This window comes from Aquitalea sp. FJL05, from assembly GCF_003852595.1.
In the GTDB taxonomy this organism is placed as follows: Bacteria; Pseudomonadota; Gammaproteobacteria; order Burkholderiales; family Chromobacteriaceae; genus Aquitalea; species Aquitalea aquatilis.
On the sequence record NZ_QAJS01000006.1, the window covers coordinates 140,520 to 160,124 of the forward strand.

Below are 19,605 nucleotides of genomic sequence, written 5' to 3' on the forward strand. Positions count from 1 at the left end.
CTGTAACAGTGGCAAATGACACATTCGTGACGATTTTCCGGCAAAAATGCTACAAAAAACAAAGCCCTGCCGATACGGGATCGGCAGGGCTTTGAGCTGGGTATTGGTGTAGGGCTTAACCGATACGCATGCCAGGTGCAGCGCCCTGGTCCACATCCAGCAGGAACAGACCGCTATTGTCGTCAGCACCAGAGGCGCAGACGATCATGCCTTGCGACACGCCAAAGCGCATCTTGCGCTCGGCCAGATTGGCCACCACCACCACATTGCGCCCTACCAGTTTTTCCGGCTCCTGATAGGCAGAGCGGATGCCGGAGAAGATATTGCGCTGTTCAAAACCCAGATCCACGGTGAACTGTAGCAACTTGTCCGAACCTTCCACGAAATTGCAGGCCAGTACCTTGCCGATACGCAGGTCTATTTTGGCAAAGTCGTCGATCTTGATGGTGTCGGCCAGCGGTTCGTGGGCGGCAGCCGCCGGGGTGTTGGCAGTAGCTTGCATATTCTGTTTGTTCGCTTCGATCAGTTTGTCGATCAGCACCGGGTCGATGCGCTGCATCAGGTGCTGATAGGTGTTGATGGTCTTGCCCAAGAGCAGGCTGTCGGCATCGGCCCAGGTCAGCGGCGCCACGCCAAGGAAGGATTCCACGTCTTTGGCCAGCTTGGGCAGTACCGGCTTCAGGTAAATGGTGAGCAGGCGGAAGGCATTGAGCAGCACGGTGCAGACTTCCTGCAAACGCGCATCCTGCCCTTCCTGCTTGGCCAGTTCCCACGGCTTGTTGGCATCGACATAGGCGTTGACTTCATCGGCCAGCGCCATCACGTCGCGCAGGGCCTTGGCGTATTCGCGTGCTTCAAACGCAGCGGCCAGCTCGGCGGCGGCGGCCTGCAGCTTGTGCAGGATGGCAGTGTCGGCCACGCTGTCGGCCAGCTTGCCGGCAAAGCGCTTGCTGATGAAACCGGCAGAGCGGCTGGCGATGTTGATGTACTTGCCTACCAGATCAGAATTGACGCGGGCAACGAAGTCATTGAGGTTGAGGTCGATGTCTTCGATGCGGCCGTTCAACTTGGCGGCCATGTAATAGCGCATCCATTCCGGATTCAGGCCGCACTCCAGGTAGCTCTTGGCCTGGATGAAGGTGCCGCGCGACTTGGACATCTTCTGCCCGTCCACGGTGAGGAAGCCGTGGGCAAACACGCCGGTGGGCACACGCAGGCCGGAGTACTGCAGCATGGCCGGCCAGAACAGGGCGTGGAAATACAGGATGTCCTTGCCGATGAAGTGGTACATCTCGGCATCCGAGCCCGGCTTGAACCAGGCATCAAAGTCGATGCCCTTGCTGTCGCACAGGTTCTTGAAGCTGGCCATGTAGCCAATCGGCGCGTCCAGCCAGACATAGAAGTACTTGCCCGGTGCATCTGGAATCTCAAAGCCGAAATACGGTGCATCACGGCTGATGTCCCAATCCTGCAGGCCGCCTTCGATCCACTCGTTCATCTTGTTGAGCGATTCCGGCTGCAGATGCGGCTGGCTCACGCCATCGGCACGGGTGGTGCTGCCGCTGGTCCAGCCTTTGAGGAAGTCGGCACACTCGCCCAGACGGAAGAAATAGTGCTCGGAGGTTTTCAGCACCGGCTTGGCACCGGACACGGCCGAGTAGGGGTTCTTCAGTTCGGTCGGGTTATAAGTGGCACCGCACACTTCACAGTTGTCACCGTACTGGTCTTTGGCCGCGCACTTGGGGCATTCGCCCTTGACGAAGCGGTCCGGCAGGAACATCTGCTTTTCCGGATCGAACAGCTGCTCGATGGTGCGGCTGGAAATCTTGTCATCGGCGCGCAGGGCTTTGTACACCTGCTCGGCAAAGGCCTTGTTTTCCGGGCTGTTGGTACTGTAGTAGTTGTCGTGACCGATCAGGAAACCCTGCGAATCGGCCAGATGCAGTTCGCGCACGGCATCCACCAGCTGAGTGGGGGTGATGCCCTGCTTTTCGGCGGCCAGCATGATGGGCGCACCGTGGGTGTCGTCGGCGCACACGTAATAGCACTCGTGGCCGCGCATTTTCTGGAAGCGTACCCAGACGTCGGTCTGGATCTGTTCCAGCATATGGCCCAGATGCAGCCCCGCGTTGGCGTAAGGCAGTGCGCTGGTCACCAGAATCTTGCGTTTGCTCATTGGGTGTTCCTGAAGGTAAGCGATCTCAAGCGGACGATTATAGAGCCGGATGCCGCTGCCGGTCACGGCGCAGATCGGCAAAAACCCGGCGGACCGCGGCAAAGGCGGGCCAACCGGGCTGATTGGGGGAAACGTCGCGGAAAATCAGCTGTTCTGGGTTTGCAGTTCCGGCGGCAGATAATCTGCCGGTGCAGCGCGCTCGGCCATGGCCTGCGGCACGGTACTGCGTGCCAGCTGGACAAACAGCAGCGCCGTGAGCACCGAGCACGCGGCAAAGCCGGCCATGCCGCCCAGCATGTAGGCCAGACGGAAGATTTCGATGCCCAAGGCGTAGCCGGCCATCGACAGCATGCTCATGGAAGCCGATACCGTGCCCTTGGCCACCGGGGAAGACATCAGGGCAAAGCGGTACAGCACACCAAAACTGAGGCCTTCGCCAAAGCTCATCAAACTCATGCCGGCCACCATCAGCCATACCGGCTCTGCGGCAAACAGCACGCCAGCCAGCATCAATAGCAGGCCACTGACGATGGGCCCCATGCCAACAAACACCGAACGACCCAGCGGCCAGCGGTCGGCCAGCAACACCAGCGCGAAATTACCGGCGATCAGGCCACCAAACACCGGCAGCTGCATCATGCCGTATTGCAGGGTGCTCATGCCCAGGTCCTGCACCAGCAGCACTGGCGACAAGGCAATCCAGCCCATCAAGGGCAAAGCCAGCAAGGGAATGCACAGGGCAGACAGCACAAAGCGGCGTTGGCTGAACAGGCGCAGGTAATCGCGGCCCATTTGCGACAGCGGCAGCTTGTCATGACTGGGCTTGACGGTTTCCGGCATCTTCCAGATCAGGCCCAGCAGCGCGATAAAGGACATGGCGGCAATCACCAGGAAGCAGCTGCGCCACGGGGCGATTTCCACCAGCGCGGCACCAGCCAGCGGGCCAACCAGCGGCGCAATCAGCGCCACATTGGCCATCAGCGCCGTTACCTTGACCGCTGCGGTTTCTTCAAAAGCCTCTTGCACGGCGGCATAGCCCACGGCATTGATAAAGCACAGCCCCATGCCCTGCAACACACGCAGGGCAATAAAGCTTTCGATGGAATGCACCAGATAACTGGCCAGGCAGGCCAGGACGAAATACGCCACGCCAAACAGCAGCACCGGGCGACGGCCGATACGGTCCGACAGCGGGCCGGTCAGCCAGGGCAGCACGGCTCCGCCGATCAGAAAAGCGGTCATCGAGGTGGGAACCCACGAGGTATTCACCATGAATTCACGGGTAACCTGCAGCATGGCGGGCTGCACCATGTCATTGGCGATATAAACGGCAAATTCGAACAAGACCAGCGCGAGGGGAAACAGCAGATTGGCCGGACTGAGAGAAACATGTTTGGACTGCAATGCAACAACCTTTCTTGATGACAAAGAGCAAAGCCATGGCCTGACAGGGCCGAGCCGGTGCCGGACGACACGCGAAATACGTACCGTGGCGTGAAAAAAAAGGGGCTAATTCTACGCTTATCAAGCGCTTACGGCAAAATCTTTCGAGATGAAGCAATCAATAACAGCCAGCGACCGGCCACCAAGCGATGGCCATAGCCACTCGGGCAAGGCGGGAGTAACATGCCAGCTGGCGCAACGGGAGCAACGCACCCGTGCTAAAACATAGTAAAATTGTCGGGTATTCCACCCATCCCTATTGCCCCCATGCTCTCCAAACTGACCAAGCTGTTCGGTGCCAAACCGGACGCAGATAGCGCAGCCGACACCATGACCCTGACCGATGCCCAAGTACTGGAGGCCGTTGCCGGCCTGCTCGATGCCAATACCGGCAAACCCTATGTTGCCGCCAAGGCGGTAAAGAACATCAGGATCAGTGCCGAGCAACTGGCACTGGACGTGGTACTTGCCTACCCGGCGGCCAGCCAGTTTGCGCTGGTACGCAGCCAGTTCGAAACCGCCCTGCAAACCATTGCAGCAGGCCGTACGCTGCAGGTCACGGTGCGCAGCCAGATCACCAGCCATGCCGCACAGCGCGGCGTGCCGCTACTGCCCGGGGTCAAGAATGTCATCGCCGTGGCCTCCGGCAAGGGTGGCGTGGGCAAATCCACCACCGCCGTGAATCTGGCCCTGGCGCTGCAAGCCGAAGGCGCACGCGTGGGGATTCTGGATGCCGACATCTACGGCCCCTCGCAGCCGCTGATGCTGGGCCTGCAAGGCCAGCGCCCGGAAACGCCGGATGGCAAAAGCCTGCAGCCCATCGTCAATTACGGCATCCAGACCATGTCCATCGGTTATCTGGTGGATGCCGACCAGGCCATGGTGTGGCGCGGCCCGATGGTGAGCCAAGCGCTGCAGCAATTGCTCAACGACACCCGCTGGGACAATCTGGATTACTTGGTCATCGACATGCCGCCGGGTACCGGCGACATCCAGCTGACGCTGTCGCAAAAAGTGCCGGTTACCGGCGCGCTGATCGTCACCACCCCGCAGGACATCGCCCTGCTGGATGCGCGCAAGGGCGTCACCATGTTCCAGAAAGTAGGCGTGCCGATCCTGGGCATGGTGGAAAACATGGCCATTCACATCTGCAGCAACTGCGGCCACGCCGAACACATCTTTGGTGAGGGCGGTGCCGCGCGCATGGCTGCCGACTTTGGTGTGGAAGTGCTGGGCTCGCTGCCGCTGGACATGGGCATTCGCCTGGCGGTGGATGAAGGCAAGCCGACGGTTGCGGCCGACCCCGATGGAGCCATCGCCACCCTGTACAAGGACATTGCGCGCAAGCTGGCAGTCAAGGTGGGTGAAAAGGCGCAGGACTTCTCCGGCAAGTTTCCCAAGATCGTCATCCAGAACAACTAAGCACAGCATGATTGCGATGTTCGACTCCGGCCTGGGCGGGCTATCCATCTGGCGCGCCGTGCAAACAGCGCTGCCTGCCTGGCCGATTACCTATCTGGCTGATCAGGCCTACTGCCCCTATGGCGGCCGCAGCAAGACCGAAATCATCGAGCGCAGCCTGAAAATCGGCCACTACCTGCACCAGCAGGGGGCCAGCCTGCTGGTGGTGGCCTGCAACACCGCCACCACGGCAGCCGTGGCGGCACTGCGCCAGCAGCTGCCCATTCCCATCGTCGGGGTCGAGCCGGCGATCAAGCCGGCAGCGGCAGCCAGCCGCACCGGCCGCATTGCCGTACTGGCCACCGCGGCTACGCTGGCCAGCGAGCGGGTACAGGCACTGCTGGACAAACATGCCGGCGAGGTAGAAGTCCTGCGCCGGCCGGGGCTGGGCTGGGTGGAACAGGTGGAAGCAGGCCAACTGGACAGCACCCTCACCCGCCGCCGCGTGGCTGAGGTTGTCCGCCCGCTCTTGCAGGAAAACATCGACCACATCGCGCTGGGCTGTACCCATTACCCCTTCCTGTCACCGCTGATTCGCGAACTCACCGGCGACAGCATCGCCCTGTACGACCCGGCCGAGGCCATCGCCCGCCGTGTCGATTCGCTGTTGCAACTGCACGGCAGTGACAGCGTCGGTGATCATTGCTACCGTTTCATCACCACAGCGGAAGACCCGCACGCGATGGCAACCATGCTGCCGCTGCTGATCGGCCATGGCTACGCTGTCGAATCCCTGAACCTGGAGTAAATCATGTTGCTACGCCGTGCCATCCCGAGCCTGCTGCTCAGCGCCCTGCTCGCCCCTGCCGCCTGGGCCTTGCCGCAATGCGCCAGCGTTGCCAGCAGTGTCAATCAGCAAGCCGGCAACCGGCTGGACGCACGGGAACTGACCACCGTGCTGCAAACACTGGGACAAAGCGGCAGGCTGCCGGATCAATTCCTCACCAAGCGCCAGGCGCAACAGGCTGGCTGGCAACCCGGCCGCAGCCTGTGGGCCGTTCCCGGACTGCAAGGCAAGTCGATAGGCGGCGACCGCTTTGGCAATTATGAAAAGCAGCTGCCCAAGGGGCAGTGGCAGGAAGCCGATCTGAACTATAAAGGAGGCAAGCGCGGTGCCTATCGACTGGTGTTTTCGCGCGCCGGCCAGCGTTTTGTCTCTCTCGACCATTACCAGCGCTTTATCGAGGTGCCAGCATGTCAGTAAGCATTTGCGAACTTCATCACATCACTTCGCTGGAACAGTTCTATGACGAGCTGACCCGCCAGCTGCATCTGCCTGCGCATTTCGGCCGCAATCTGGATGCGCTGTACGACAGCCTGAGTGCAGATGTCAGCGGCCCCTTCGAAATCATCTGGCGCGATACCGAACAGTCCCGCCAGCAACTGGGTGCCGACCTCTACGCCACCCTGCTGGAAATCCTGCAATCGGTAGCGGAAGAACGCGGCGATGTCACCCTGGATATTCATCACTGACATCACCTGCACCATGCAAAAGGCTGCCACAAAGGCAGCCTTTTTCACGTCTGACACACGCAGCGCCAAGAGCGGCGAACAAACCCTCGCACAGTATCTGGGCCAAGGCGCACGGATGCCGACAGAACACCCAGTACGGCAATCAAGGTGCCCTCAGAAGAAGCTTTGCCGGCGGTCTAAGCCAAGCTAGCAATACGCGCCACCGCCTCAGTCAGTCGCTCAATACTGGTGGTATAAGCTACCCGCACATGCTGTGCGGCACGATAACAGCCAAAATCCGCCCCTGGCGTAATGGCGACATTCACCTCCTCCAGTAGCCGTGCGCAGTAGGCGAAGCTGTCATCGGTAACGTCACTCACATCCGCATACAGATAGAAAGCCCCCTCCGGCTGCACTGGCAGCTTCCAGCCCAGCGACGGCAATGCCTGCAACAGGAAATCGCACCGCCGGCCAAATTCGGCACGACGCTGCTCCAGCTCCGCAATCACCTGCGGCTGAAAAGCCGCCAGTGCCGCATGCTGCGCCATCGTCGGCGGACACAGAAACAGGTTCTGCGCCAGCCGCAGCGCCGGTTCGACATAAGCATCCGGCACCACCAGCCAGCCCAGCCGCCAGCCGGTCATCTGGAAATACTTGGAAAAACTGTTGATCACGAACACATCCGGGTCCACCGCCAACGCCGTGGCTGCATCACAGCCATAGGTCAGACCATGATAAATCTCGTCCACGATCAGGCTGCCACCATGGCGCTTGCAGCTGGCGCTCAGGGCGGCCAGTTCTGCCGCCGTCAACAAGGTGCCAGTCGGATTGGCCGGGCTGGCCACCATCGCCGCCACCGTGCGCTCGGCCCAGGCCTCATCCACATCCCCGGCCAGCAACTGGTAACGGGATTCCGGTCCCACGGCAAGACAGACCGGCTCACCACCCAGCAGGCTGACAAAATGCCTGTTGCACGGATAAGTCGGATCCGCCATCAGCACCTGGTCGCCCTGGTCCACCAGCAAGGACAAGGCAATCTGCAGCGCACCTGACGCACCCGGCGTCACGATGATGCGGCGCGCATCCACCTCCACGCCATAACGCTGCAGATAAAATGCCGCAATCGCCTCACGCAAGGCGGGCAAGCCCTGCGCGGCAGTATAAAAAGTATGGCCCTCGCTCAATGCTTGCCGGCCAGCCTCGACAATGGCTGCCGGCGTGGCAAAGTCCGGCTCGCCCACTTCCAGATGAATCACATCCCTGCCCGCCGCCTGCAAGGCCCGGGCCCGCTCCAGAATGGCCATCACCTGAAACGGCGCAATGTCATTCAGTCTTGTTGATAGTCGCACCACAATCCCCTGTTATGTCGCCAGCGGCAGCACCCGGCACGCGATGGCGGTTGTGCCCAGTGTAACAAGCCCGCCACGCCCCCTCCAGCACAGCCCTTCACCAGCCGGCACAGTGATACTCGCCAGCCAATCCGCAGCTCAAGCCGGACCCGGTGGCATCACTGTCAAAAACAATGCGCAGCCAAGCGATCAAGCTATTGACAGCCGGCCCGACTAACCATAGAATTCGTCGCTCTGAGTCGGAGAGGTGGCAGAGTGGTCGAATGTACCTGACTCGAAATCAGGCGTACGTGCGAGCGTACCGAGGGTTCGAATCCCTCCCTCTCCGCCAGACCAAACAGCTAAGCCCTTGAGAAATCAAGGGCTTTTTTGTTTTTTACTTCAGTCAGTATGCCATCAGGTATGCCATTAACCATTTGCTTTCTCGGCACAACATTGCACCATTTTGGCTAGATGATGAGACATAGCTTCAACTGCTAATCCCGGCTACTGGTAACCAAACCAGTGTTTTAGCACACAGGCATCATCTGATAGCAGTGCGCATGAGTACTCTGCCTCAGCGATCTCATTGACGAAACGCACATAAAGCACCTTCACCAGCATGAACGTGCTTGAATCAATTAGCACCAGCACATCCATCAACGCGGTGCCGCCGACAAACGGCGGGCCGCTCTACTGACTGATCTGCTTGTTGTTCCACAAGGAGGCGGGTTGTCGGCCAAAGCAGACACTCACCAACTTGGCGGAAAAAGTCCGCTATTAGCTAATAGCGGTCATCATGCCAGCGGTAACAGGCAGCGCCTCGCCTTGGGAGCTGTACAGTCATACAGTCAATAGTTTCGCACAGGCGGCAATGTGCTAGGTTGCTGCTATTCACCAAGGCGAGGGTTTGAACTGCGGCTTTCCGTTCCGAGGCCATCACGCATCTGCCCCATGGCTAAAGCCAAGTGACCCTGCGCACGCCTGCCTCCGTATTTCTTGCCAACGTATCCCAAAATTGACCAGCACTCTCGTGTAGCGCGCAATAAACCCTTTCCTTGATTGCCGGGCGGCAGCCTGACTCTTTGCGTTCCAACATAGGTGAAAGTGGAAATGTGACGTTAGATGAGCATACGGAGTTGCTCCGACTTGGTGATCAGCCACAAACGTAATTGAGTACTGCGTTGTCGACGAGCAGGCCAAGGTCAAGTGGGTGATGAGCTGTAGCTAGTCACATTAGAGCACAGATTAATGCCAATGGCATAAAACTAAGCTGCTGAATTCGCGATTACCAGGGCAAGCTCGCTAAGGTATGATGAAAAAATACTTAAACACCCAATCGCAGACGTCATGGATAACAGCATTATCGAGATCGACCTGAGCTCAAGCAACTACAACCATCCTATCGACCGAGCAAAGCTGATTCAGCGCGAAGCCTTTGAAAAGCTACAACAGCAGATCCGCGAGGATCTAGGGCACGCAAATGCCAAAGTTCGTCAAGCAGCAGGACAAACCCCGGATGCATACACAAACGACCTTTACCCACCCGGCAGCGGCCTGACCTACTTCATTGACGGCACACGGGGCGCAGGCAAATCCACCTTTCTGGATTTCACGTACAAGTATCTGGAGGCAAAGCCGGCGAGCGATGCCGCGTCCGTGAAGCCCTTGTTGTATCTGGATCCAAGCCGCATTGAAGCCAGCGAAATCGTGCTGCTACATATCCTAAAGCATCTGAAATACTTGATGGAGGAGTGTTCCCACCGTGGGCCAGATTGGAGCAGCCAGCAAGAAAAATTCAGGGATCTCTTCAAGCAGATGGCGGGGGGGCTGCAGCTATTCGTTTCCAAAACGGACAACCTCAAAGACCTGGATGCCGAACTGTTCCTGGATTACGGCCTGGATCGCGCAGCCGACAGCCAACAGCTGCGCCGACTGCTGCACCAGACCATCGATCTGGTCTGCAAGGCTTATAACACCCGTGCATTGCTGGTGGCCATCGATGACGCGGACACCAAATTTACCAATGCCATTGAGGTGCTTGAATGCATACGCAAGTATCTGGATACCCCCCAATTGCTGCTGCTCGTCACCGGCGACATGGAAATGTACTCGCTACTGGTACAAAACCACTTCCAGCAAGACTTTGCCAATGACAGCAAAGGTTTTACCGATGACCGCAAGACACAGCAAACCCGTATGGTGGCGCATCTGGAAGAGCAGTACCTGCTCAAACTTTTCCCCGTCCAGCGGCGGGTGCAACTGAGAACCTTGCACACCCTGATTGAAAGAAAGCGAAAAGGCGACAAGCCAGAAGGCTCCAGCACTCCGGCTTTCATCGTCAAAAAATCAGGAGATGGAGACGCAGCCCCCCTGCTGGAAGCTATTGATGCCATCGCCACAGAGGGATTGCGCCTTCGGGATGGACACGACCTGGACTTGTTCCGCGAGCATGTATTGAAGCAGCCTGTTCGTTCCGTGCTGCAACTATTGGCTTATTACTACCAGTTGCGCAGCGACATTAAGACCACAGCGCGTGAAGCCGCTGCCGAAGCCTTGCGCGCGACAGCGCTGAGCAGCCTTTATCGGCAGAACATCGATGTTGAAAGCATTGCGGAAGGCGACCTGCATGCCCTCATCGATGCCGCCTTTGACTTGTGCCAATCGGATGGCGAACCGGATACCGCCATCTACCTGCGGCCACAGTCGCGCGATGCCACGCTACGCCATGCCTATCCATCGCTGGCGGCGGATGTGGCCAGGTTGTGCGAGAACGATCCGGCCAAGGCCATCACTTACATGGTGAGCATGGCCGGCAGTAGCAAGATCCTGCATCTGGTAACAGTCAAGGGCAACAAGGCCAGTGAAGGCGAACTGCAGCGCAAGGTCAAACAGTATCTATCGGTCGGTCGTCAGGACAACGCACTCAATTGGGCCTGGCATGCTACGGCAGCGCTGATTGGCGCGAATACCAATAAAAGCCTGCCGTTACGGCAAGGCATCATCGGTGTGCGGGTCTCAAAAAAGAACGACGCTGTCTCTTTCGACTACTGTCTTAACCAGGCACTTAAAGAGTGTTCTAAAGACACCTACCCTGCCATCGCTTTCACCCAGTCGGCTGTGAAATACCCTGACAACACCCGACGTTATCTTTCAATTTTTAATACTTTAGGCCTGATTGCCAACCTTTTGGGGATACACGATAGCGAAAAAGGTGAAGATGAGATTCGCAGGCAATTGAACAAGATATTAAGCATTCCGACTGTCTCTATGCCCAAGTGGGACACTGAGACTTCCATGGTTGCAGATATAGACGATGGAGAGACCAACGATGACGACCAAGACCTTCCGCAGGGATTCACAAATCTGGTAGGTCAGATCAAAGCTTGGCTGACAGCCTGCCAAGAGATAAAACGGCATTTCTACCCTTCCGCCATGCTGATGGGGAAGATCTGGAATCGCCTGCACTTCAGTCTGGACAATATTTCGGCAGCCATGCGTTCGAGTTCACATGAGGAAGAGCGTAGCACCAAGGCCATGGAATTGTTTGCATGGGCGCTAATCAACGCATGCCTCGTTGAAGAAGTCGATTATCACTACCAGTCTGAACCATCTGCCCGGGGCGAATTGAACAGGAAGAACCCAAGGACGGCGGGCGCTCTGGTAATGGCAAAATTCCAACATTCTGAAGACGCCCCCCCCTCCGCAGAGGAAGCACAAAAAAAGGCAGAAGACGTAACCCCGTCTATGGCACCGCTGACCTTCATGATCGCCGCGTGTCCCCTCGTGTTAGGCTTGATCAAGAGCGACAAAGCCACACAGGACTTCATCAAGCTCCTCAATGCCAGTTTGAAAACAGCCAATATTTCTCTAGTAATTCCTGGGTCAGCCTTGTGCAGCGCCGAGGTCTGGGTGGAAATGGCGAAGACGACGTTACTAAAGCAGGGATGATGACTAGGCCCAATCCATCCAGCCACAAGGTGCTTGCCTGCATTTCATTGATCGCGGGGGCGTGCTAAGCGATGCATACTGCAGCCTCCCAGCTATCCCTGCTGTGCTGCCGCACGTTAAGCAGCCCGTTGCTCAGGCAGCATCTGCTAAGCCACGACTGGTCCACCTCACTGGACGAGCGCGATCTACGCCAGCACCTTTACCTTGGCAACCAGCCCTGGCAGGCGCGCTTGCCGGACCATGTGTTCGACCTGAGCTTCAAGGCGGCGCAAGCGCAAGAACTCAAAGATGGAAAGCTAGCCGCTACCGCGCTACGTCTGCTAGCCGAACGATATCTAGAAGTTCAACACGGCCACGTGCATGTGCGACTGGCTCAGTTCGGCGAATGGCAACAAAGCGTATTGAGCCGTGTAAGCGGCCTGCCCATTATCGCGGCCATGCAGGCCATGCACATGCGGCGGGGCGGTCACCTCGCTGCTGACCTGCTCACACAGCGACTACCTGGGCGCGCCCAGCAGCCGCCCTTGCCTTGCATCACACCGCGCGATGGTGCGGTGGAAGATTACATCAGCCGGGAAGGCTTGCATGAAAGCCATTTGCACCTGAACGGCAGCAGCTTTGCGGAACAGTGCTGGCTAAGTGCCATGGCCCGGCCTGATAAGGCCACCAAGCAATTCAGCGACCTGTGGCAAACAGCCCAGCGCAGCGCTGCCGGCGACAAGGTGCTTGAACTGGCACGCCTGCACGACGCAAACTTCACTCCGACTCAGTTTCGGCACGACCTGATGCTGGCGCGCCAGCTGCGCGGCTGGTTGGTGCACTTTGCACAAAATCCTTCGTCGGAAGCCTCTCCGGTACCATGGAGCGCAGACGACCTGCGTGGCCGGCAGAAACGGGCTCCCGCTCCCTCGCTGCCCCGAGCATTCAATCCGCTTCACAACCCCCTCGGCGCGGAAACCCTGGCTGCCGAGTTGGAATGGATGACACTGTTGCTGTGCCAGCACAAACTACCCTCTCAGGTAGATCGCATGCTGCACCTGTACCTACTGCTGCAGCACCAGTACCGCGCCCTGATGGTGCAAGGCGAAGAACTGTATGGCTTTGACCAGTTCCAGAAGTACACCCACACCGAGCTGCGAAACCCTGCCGAAGAACGCTATTGCCAGCGGCTCAATGATATGCACGGGTCTCACCCACAGCGCAGCCAGAGCGCTTATCTGGAAGGACGATTCGCGCCCAAGCCTACTGCCGACAAAAATTCCCAGTTACTGCTTGCTATCCTGCGGGACTATCTGGAATACCTGCAGGAAGACCTGCCCACCAAAGTAGGGGCTAAAAAAACCTCCCTTACAAGTGTTCTCGAAGCCTTGGATAGCGTGTGCGAAAGTGCCGATGCGCGATGGCCACGACGCCAACAACTAGCCTTGGTGGCGCATTTCATTAAAGAGGACTGGAACTGGGACGCCAAGAAAGCTGGTTCCTACCGCCATTACCCGCTACGTCGCAAGCTGGAGGCCCAGATGGCCCAGATGCGCTTGACGCTGAAAAACTATCCAAGGCTGCTCCGCTGGATCCGCGGCGTTGATGGGGCAGCCAACGAGCTGCATGCACCGCCGGAAGTGTTTGCCAGCATTTTCCGCCAAGCTGAACGCGCCGGACTTGGACATCGCAGCTTTCACGTCGGTGAGGATTTTCCACACCTGCTGACCGGTCTGCGCCACATGCTGGACGCGCTTGAACTGTTGGAGCTTCGCGATGGGGCACGTATTGGCCACGGTACCGCCCTAGGCATCAAGCCCGAACTCTGGCTGGAGCGCATGCCCGGCACACTGTACCTGAAGCGCAGTGAGCGGCTGCTGGATCTTCTGGCCGCCTGGCAGTTGTTGCGCAAGTTGCCAGATACCACCGCTCAGGCCTATCAGGTCGAGTGCGAACTTGAACGCTTGTTACCACTGATTTTCAAGGATTCCATCTCGGCTAGGCTATTCGAGCGAGCCATGGCCCTGCGTGGGCTGCATATGGGGTTCGTGGCCTCGCTGCAGCGCGACCAGCACTGGGACTGGACTTCTGCCTCGCTGGTAGACAGCTTGCGAGAAGAAGCACGCTTGGTCAGTGAAGCAAATGAGCAAGACAAAGAGGCCCTGTCGCTACTCTGGAAGTGGCAGAGTGACCGTGAGCTCTGGCAGCGCAGCGAATCACTCATCAGCATCGACACGCAAGACGCACTATTCACGCCAAACCTGTATCTGCGACTGCAGCAAGCCTTGATGAGGCATGTGGCCGAGCGGCGGGTCATCATCGAAACCCTGCCAAGCAGCAATGTACGCATCAGCCAGTACCAGCGCTTTGAGGAGCACCACGCCCTGCGCTGGATGGGCGTTCCCGGCCATGTGCAGGCAGGAGACACGCCTATCATGGTATCCCTCGGCTCAGACGATCCTGGCATTTTCGCCGGTAACCTCAAAGGCGAGTTCTACCAGCTGTATGCCGTCCTCAGGCAGCAAGGCTGTTCAGACGCTGACGCTTTGCGCTTTGTCGGCACCATCAATGAGCGGGGGCGGCAGTATCGCTTCCATGATCCTGCACTTTGACTATGGTGGGATAAGTTGCAACGAATTTTCTAGCTACTCCCCAGTTAACAGGTAAGTCAGTAATCTGATTGCTGCAACCTCCAATGACCGGTTTGTTACCAGAATCGGCTATTTTCTTGGACTAGATCACCGACCGGTTTGGCCGATGAACTGCCCGTAGAGAATGCCTGACGCGACCCCTTCCATCCCTTTTCCTGTATCGACGGCCATCCGTAGAACTACGCATTCATGCCATTCCACCTTGTTCGGCGCATGTTAGGCGCATAAACTGTTGAACTTTCAACAGAATGTGAAGATTCACGTCAGCAGACGTGATGAGACGCCATGGACTTTTCCGCTCTGCTCGCCAGCTTCGCCGCCGCCTTTTCCCAGCACCAGCGTCTGCTTACCTTGCAGCTGGATGGCGGGCAGATCGCCGCCGAGCAGCTGTTGCCGCACACGCTGGATGGCAGCGAGGGCGTGTCGGAAGCCTATCGCTATCAGCTCACCTGTCTGTCACCCGACGGCAATATCGAACTCAAGTCGTTGTTGGGCGTCGCCGCCCGTCTCGGCGTGCTGGATGCCGCTGGCAGCGAGGTGGTGCGTTGTGGCGTGGTGTCGCGCGCCGAGCTATTAGGCTCTGATGGCGGTTTTGCCAAGTATGGCCTCACCATCGAGCCACCGTTTGCCCTGCTGCGCCTGCGTCGCACCTCGCGGGTGTTTCAGGACCTGTCCGTCCCCGACATCGTCAAACAAATCCTGGCTGAACATCAGGCCAATAATCCGGTGTTTGCCCAGGTGCAGACGCTGGAATTCCACACCGCCACGGCCAGCCCGCGCAGTTACTGTCTGCAATATCGCGAGAGCGATTTCGACTTCATCGTGCGGCTGCTGCACGAAGAGGGTTATGCCTGGCGTTTCGAGCACATTGATGGCGAGCACCCGCAGGTCAAGCTGGTGGTGTTCGACGACGCCTTCAGCCTGCCGCCGGCGGCCAGCGAGCGGGTGCGCTTTCACCGCAGCGATGCAACAGAAGAAGAAGACGGCCTCACCGATTGGAGCACCGCCCGCCAGGTGGTATCGGGCAATGTGGCACTGGCCAGTTTCGATTACCAGCCGGTGAGCACCCAGCATACCGGCGACCAGACCCGCATTCAGCAAGGCCGTAGCGGTGATGCCTTGCAATCCACCTTGCAGGATTACGACCCGCAGTCGCTGTACTACGCCAGCGATGCCGAGCAGCTCAGCCAGTATGCCCAGCTGCGCCAGCAGGCGCACGATGTGCAGGCCAAACAATTTAGCGGCAGTGGTTCGGTACGCAGCCTGCTCGCTGGCCAATGGTTCCGGCTGGACGAACACCCGGCGCACGAGGGCGACAGCAGCGAACAGCGTGAATTCGTGGTCACCGGCCAAACCTTCCGCGCCAACAATAATCTGCCCGGCGATCTGGCCAGCAGCCTGCGTGGCTTGCTGGGCAAGGACAGCACTGCCGATTCGCAGAACAGCAGCCCCTTCCAGACCAACATCACCGCCCAGCGCCGCGGCATTCCGCTTACCCCGGCCTATGCCCATAGCGCCCAGGCCAAGCCCACCTCCAAAGGCGTGCAGACCGCCACTGTGGTCGGCCCCGCTGGCGAGGAAGTCCATACCGACGAACTGGGCCGCATCAAGGTGCAATTCCACTGGCAGCGGCCAGACGAACACCCCAGCATCGGGGCCAAGCTCGACGACACCTCCTCCTGCTGGCTGCGCGTGGCCATGCCCAGCGCCGGTGCCGGCTGGGGCCACCAGTTCATCCCGCGCATCGGTCAGGAAGTGCTGGTGGACTTTATCGAAGGTGATATCGACCGCCCGGTGATCGTCGGCGTGCTGTACAACGGCAGCCACGCCACCCCGGCCTTTAGCGGTGCCGGTGCGCTCCCGGCCAACAAGACGCTGTCCGGCATCAAGTCAAAAGAGCATCAGGGCGGCCAGTACAACGAGCTGCTGTTCGACGACACCCCCGGCGAAGTGCGGGCAAAACTGTCCAGCGAACCGGGCAAAACCCAGCTCAACCAAGGCTTCCTGACTCACCCGCGCAGCAATGGCAAAGCCCAGCCACGCGGCGAAGGTTTCGAACTGCGCACCGACCAGCACGGTGCCATCCGCGCCGGCCATGGCCTGCTGCTCAGCACCGAAGCACAAAGCGGCGCTGGGGGCAAACAACTGGCGCGCGAACACGCACAAAGCCAGCTCGACGCCGCGCTCAGCCTCAGCCAAAGCTTGGGCGACACCGCCGCTGCGCAACTGGCCGACAGCATGGAAACCGGCCCGGACAGTATTGGTGAAGACAATGCCAAAGCAGGCAAAAAGACCAAGGGTCACATGCAGCATCAACTGGATGCCTTGGCGGCCTGGGAAGCCGGCAGCAATACCGACAAGGAGGGCAAGACAGCAAAAGACCAAGCAGGTCAGCAGCCCCAACTCGTTTTGTCAGGCCCTGCAGGCATCGTCAGTGTCACTGAACAAAGCCAGACAGTGAACGCCGGAACCAATTTGAATCTTGTTGCACAGCGCGATGCTAACCACATTACAAGCCGCCGTTGGATTCACAACGTCGGCCAGCACATCAGTTTGTTCGTGGTCGGGGTACAAAACAAAATCGCCATGAAACTCATTGCAGCCAAGGGCAAAGTGCAGATCCAGGCGCAGAGCGATGCGATGGAGCTGACGGCTGATAAGGATGTGACGATTACCTCCTGCAAGGAGCGCATCACCATTGCAGCCAAAGAAGAGATTCTGCTGGCCAGTGGCGGCGGCTATATCCGGCTGAAAGGCGGCAATATCGAAGTGCATTGCCCGGGGATTGTCAGTGTAAAGGGGGCTAGTCATAACTTAAGCGGCCCAGACAAACTGAACATTGCACACCCTGCCTTTCCCCAAAATTTGCCAAAGTCCCCCTTGACGATACAAATCGATCAGGCTGCGAAAGGGATGAAAAGCAGTTGGGCCGGCATGCCGTTTACCTTGTATGCCGATGGTGCCGTGCTGAAAAAGGATGTGCTTGATGAAAGCGGACGACTGCACATCGACCATATGGTACCCACACAAAAATACCAGCTTGAGATGGCAAATGGTGTCAAATACGACATCCCGCTACCCAACGAGTACACCAATCCCGCCCAAGGTAAACCCGCCAATCAGGGTTTTCATGGCCATATCGCAGGTGATGCTGATGAAGCGGGCCGGACCTCACCAATGAATTCTGTACGTGAGGATTTCTTGGCGATGGCCCAGAAGGGAAGTAAAAATGGGTAAGGCAGCAGCACAAAAGCCGATTCCGGCACCTGTTGCACAAAACGAAACCATGCAGGCAACGATTACCCCTCCATGGTTCGTCAATGGCTCCGAATATCACGTCCTCAATGCTAGTTTTCAGGTGCTGGTTAATGGAGAACGAGCATTCCGTGCGGTATACCAAGCCATTGCAGCCGCAAAGAAATCGGTTTGCATCATTTGCTGGGGATTCCAGCCATCCATGTATTTTATCCGTGATGGTGCTTCGCCTTGTATCGGCCAGTTGCTCATGCAAAAAGCTACACAAGGGGTAAAGGTAAAAATCCTTGGTTGGACAATGGGGGCAGGTAATCTGGCCCAGCTCGGGCCTGAGAATAATACACCTGGGTACAGTGCATTCTTCAGCCGCAGCCCGACAGAAACAGACCAGCAGCATTCATTTGATGTGATGTGGTATGCCAAGGCAAAAAGCGCGCAAGATCCAAACCTACGCTTTGTGGGCAGAGGATTTACCTTGGATGAACGTACGGAAATTCTGTATCGCTCTCGTTTCCAAGCCAAAGATTCCAACCTGGGCTGGCAGACCAAGGCTGCGCATGCCGGGGCCGTCACGCACCATCAAAAGATGGTGGTTGTGGACTATGAAGACCCGGAACATGCTGTTGGCTTTGTCATGGGTCACAACATGCTGGACGAATATTGGGATACTGATCAGCACAGTTACAAGCGCTACGGTCCAAATCGCGGGCGAAACGGCCATGGTCCGCGCCAGGATATTTCCAGCCGCGTCACAGGCCCCATCGTAGGCGACCTGTTTGCCAATTTCTGGCAAGCATGGAAAAAAGAAACTGGTGAGGCACTACCCAAACCTGATTTTAGCCGCTACCCCGTACATGCCGACAGCCAGAACCTACCGATTCAGGGGCAATTGTTGCGGACCCAGGCCCAATACAATGTCAAAAACATCCAGGATCTTTACCTGCAGGCGGTCAACAACGCCAGCACCATGATCTACATCGAAAACCAGTATTTCCGCTGGCCACCATTGGCTGCAAAAATACAAGAAGCGGCTAAAAAACAGACACAGGGTGGCCGAGACCCAGGCAAGCACGACTCGCTTTATTTATTTGTCGTCACCAACTCCAGCGACGAAGGCATGGGCGATGGCACAGTCAAAACCTATGAAATGCTCAATAGCCTGGGGCGGGCTGACACCATTCCGGCAGTAGCCCGCCTGGAGCGGGCTGACGATGCCCAGACAAGATTAAACCGCAATGAAGTAGAGTCCCGGCTATCTCAGCTGGAACAAAACCAATTGCTGCCGCCCAGCCGTTATGGTGGTGCTGCCAAGATTGCAGCCTATCAAGACAAGCTCAAGGCATTACAGCAAAAGCAAGCCGCACTCAAGGCGCAAAACGAATCGCTGCGCCGACAAGTAGAAGCCGCACGCAAACCCAATGCGCCCGTCTTACCAGAAGAACGCCCAGGTTTGAAAGTACATGTCTGCACCTTGGTCGCCCCAGACTCACTTCCACGAGTTGCTGCCAGTGTGCAGGTCACCCCGAGTGGCCAAACTTATCCCGCCGCCAAGGTCACCAAAACGCCGGGGCGGGAATGGACACCAGTTTATGTCCACGCCAAGCTGATGATCGTCAACGACACCTTTATGACTCTGGGCAGTGCCAATATCAATACCCGCAGCATGCAGGTGGATAGCGAACTGAATATTGCGCACCATCGCCCGGAAATTACCCTGCCGCTACGCAGGCAGTTGTGGGGTTTACATACCGCCGGGAGAGGAGCACAGGATAAGCCGCTGGAGGCGTTTAAAGCTTGGGCTGACATTATGAAACAAAATAAACAAGCGGAAGCTGTAGGACAAAAACCGATCGCCTCTCTGGTCGAGTTCTCCCGTCCCAGTGCCATGCGCACCAACAAGGACTAGGCC

At 58.0% G+C, this 19,605-nt stretch carries 11 protein-coding genes and 1 tRNA gene; 9 read left to right on the forward strand and 3 right to left on the reverse strand.

Annotation, left to right across the window (positions count from 1 at the left end; genetic code table 11):
* Nucleotides 1–115 precede the first annotated feature (115 nt).
* On the reverse strand, nucleotides 116–2,176 hold the full coding sequence (gene metG, locus DBR44_RS05455) for a methionine--tRNA ligase (protein ID WP_124642804.1): 2,061 nt from the start codon (nucleotides 2,174–2,176) through the stop codon (nucleotides 116–118).
* Nucleotides 2,177–2,320: 144 nt separating this feature from the next.
* Entirely contained in the window at nucleotides 2,321–3,580 is a 1,260-nt protein-coding gene (locus tag DBR44_RS05460) for an MFS transporter (protein ID WP_124642806.1), read from the reverse strand.
* 369 nt (nucleotides 3,581–3,949) lie between these two features.
* Here DBR44_RS05460 and apbC point away from each other — a divergent pair, with 369 nt between their 5' ends.
* From apbC to DBR44_RS05480, 4 genes are read left to right on the forward strand one after another with little or no spacing between them, the layout of a single operon-like run.
* Nucleotides 3,950–5,041 carry an iron-sulfur cluster carrier protein ApbC gene (gene apbC / locus DBR44_RS05465; RefSeq protein WP_370449626.1) on the forward strand — a complete coding sequence of 364 codons (1,092 nt, stop codon included), beginning with the start codon at nucleotides 3,950–3,952 and terminating at the stop codon, nucleotides 5,039–5,041.
* 7 nt (nucleotides 5,042–5,048) lie between these two features.
* Nucleotides 5,049–5,828, forward strand: a complete 780-nt coding sequence (gene murI / locus DBR44_RS05470) for a glutamate racemase (RefSeq protein WP_124642809.1) — start codon at nucleotides 5,049–5,051, stop codon at nucleotides 5,826–5,828.
* 3 nt (nucleotides 5,829–5,831) lie between these two features.
* Complete coding sequence (locus DBR44_RS05475) at nucleotides 5,832–6,284, forward strand: ribonuclease domain-containing protein (RefSeq protein WP_124642811.1); 453 nt, start codon at nucleotides 5,832–5,834, stop codon at nucleotides 6,282–6,284.
* On the forward strand, nucleotides 6,275–6,553 hold the full coding sequence (locus DBR44_RS05480; protein ID WP_124642813.1) for a barstar family protein: 279 nt from the start codon (nucleotides 6,275–6,277) through the stop codon (nucleotides 6,551–6,553). The genes DBR44_RS05475 and DBR44_RS05480 overlap by 10 nt, the downstream gene beginning before the upstream one ends.
* A gap of 176 nt (nucleotides 6,554–6,729) precedes the next feature.
* Here the strand turns inward: DBR44_RS05480 and DBR44_RS05485 are convergent, their stop codons facing one another.
* A complete protein-coding gene (locus tag DBR44_RS05485) occupies nucleotides 6,730–7,881 on the reverse strand; it encodes a pyridoxal phosphate-dependent aminotransferase (RefSeq protein WP_124642815.1) in 1,152 nt (383 codons plus the stop codon).
* A 241-nt stretch (nucleotides 7,882–8,122) separates the two neighbouring features.
* On the opposite strand from DBR44_RS05485, the gene DBR44_RS05490 reads away from it, so the two are divergent.
* The 5 genes from DBR44_RS05490 (at nucleotide 8,123) to DBR44_RS05510 (ending at nucleotide 19,602) form a co-directional block, all read left to right on the forward strand.
* A tRNA-Ser gene (locus DBR44_RS05490) sits at nucleotides 8,123–8,212 on the forward strand.
* Nucleotides 8,213–9,210: 998 nt separating this feature from the next.
* The gene (locus DBR44_RS05495; protein WP_124642817.1) at nucleotides 9,211–11,811 is read left to right on the forward strand and encodes a hypothetical protein; all 2,601 of its coding nucleotides are present in this window, start codon (nucleotides 9,211–9,213) and stop codon (nucleotides 11,809–11,811) included.
* A 71-nt stretch (nucleotides 11,812–11,882) separates the two neighbouring features.
* On the forward strand, nucleotides 11,883–14,402 hold the full coding sequence (locus DBR44_RS05500; RefSeq protein WP_124642819.1) for a hypothetical protein: 2,520 nt from the start codon (nucleotides 11,883–11,885) through the stop codon (nucleotides 14,400–14,402).
* A gap of 324 nt (nucleotides 14,403–14,726) precedes the next feature.
* On the forward strand, nucleotides 14,727–17,678 hold the full coding sequence (locus DBR44_RS05505; RefSeq protein WP_124642821.1) for a type VI secretion system Vgr family protein: 2,952 nt from the start codon (nucleotides 14,727–14,729) through the stop codon (nucleotides 17,676–17,678).
* Nucleotides 17,671–19,602: a phospholipase D-like domain-containing protein gene (locus tag DBR44_RS05510; protein ID WP_124642823.1), complete on the forward strand. Its 1,932-nt coding sequence runs from the start codon at nucleotides 17,671–17,673 to the stop codon at nucleotides 19,600–19,602. The genes DBR44_RS05505 and DBR44_RS05510 overlap by 8 nt, the downstream gene beginning before the upstream one ends.
* Nucleotides 19,603–19,605: the final 3 nt, after the last annotated feature.

Bases quoted from the DNA above. Each gene is read 5' to 3' on its own strand.
- apbC (WP_370449626.1), top strand. From the start codon at position 3,950: ATGACCCTGACCGATGCCCAAGTACTGGAGGCCGTTGCCGGCCTGCTC.
- DBR44_RS05505 (WP_124642821.1), top strand. From the start codon at position 14,727: ATGGACTTTTCCGCTCTGCTCGCCAGCTTCGCCGCCGCCTTTTCCCAG.
- metG (WP_124642804.1), bottom strand. From the start codon at position 2,176: ATGAGCAAACGCAAGATTCTGGTGACCAGCGCACTGCCTTACGCCAAC.
- DBR44_RS05475 (WP_124642811.1), top strand. From the start codon at position 5,832: ATGTTGCTACGCCGTGCCATCCCGAGCCTGCTGCTCAGCGCCCTGCTC.
- DBR44_RS05495 (WP_124642817.1), top strand. From the start codon at position 9,211: ATGGATAACAGCATTATCGAGATCGACCTGAGCTCAAGCAACTACAAC.
- DBR44_RS05480 (WP_124642813.1), top strand. From the start codon at position 6,275: ATGTCAGTAAGCATTTGCGAACTTCATCACATCACTTCGCTGGAACAG.
- DBR44_RS05500 (WP_124642819.1), top strand. From the start codon at position 11,883: ATGCATACTGCAGCCTCCCAGCTATCCCTGCTGTGCTGCCGCACGTTA.
- DBR44_RS05510 (WP_124642823.1), top strand. From the start codon at position 17,671: ATGGGTAAGGCAGCAGCACAAAAGCCGATTCCGGCACCTGTTGCACAA.
- murI (WP_124642809.1), top strand. From the start codon at position 5,049: ATGATTGCGATGTTCGACTCCGGCCTGGGCGGGCTATCCATCTGGCGC.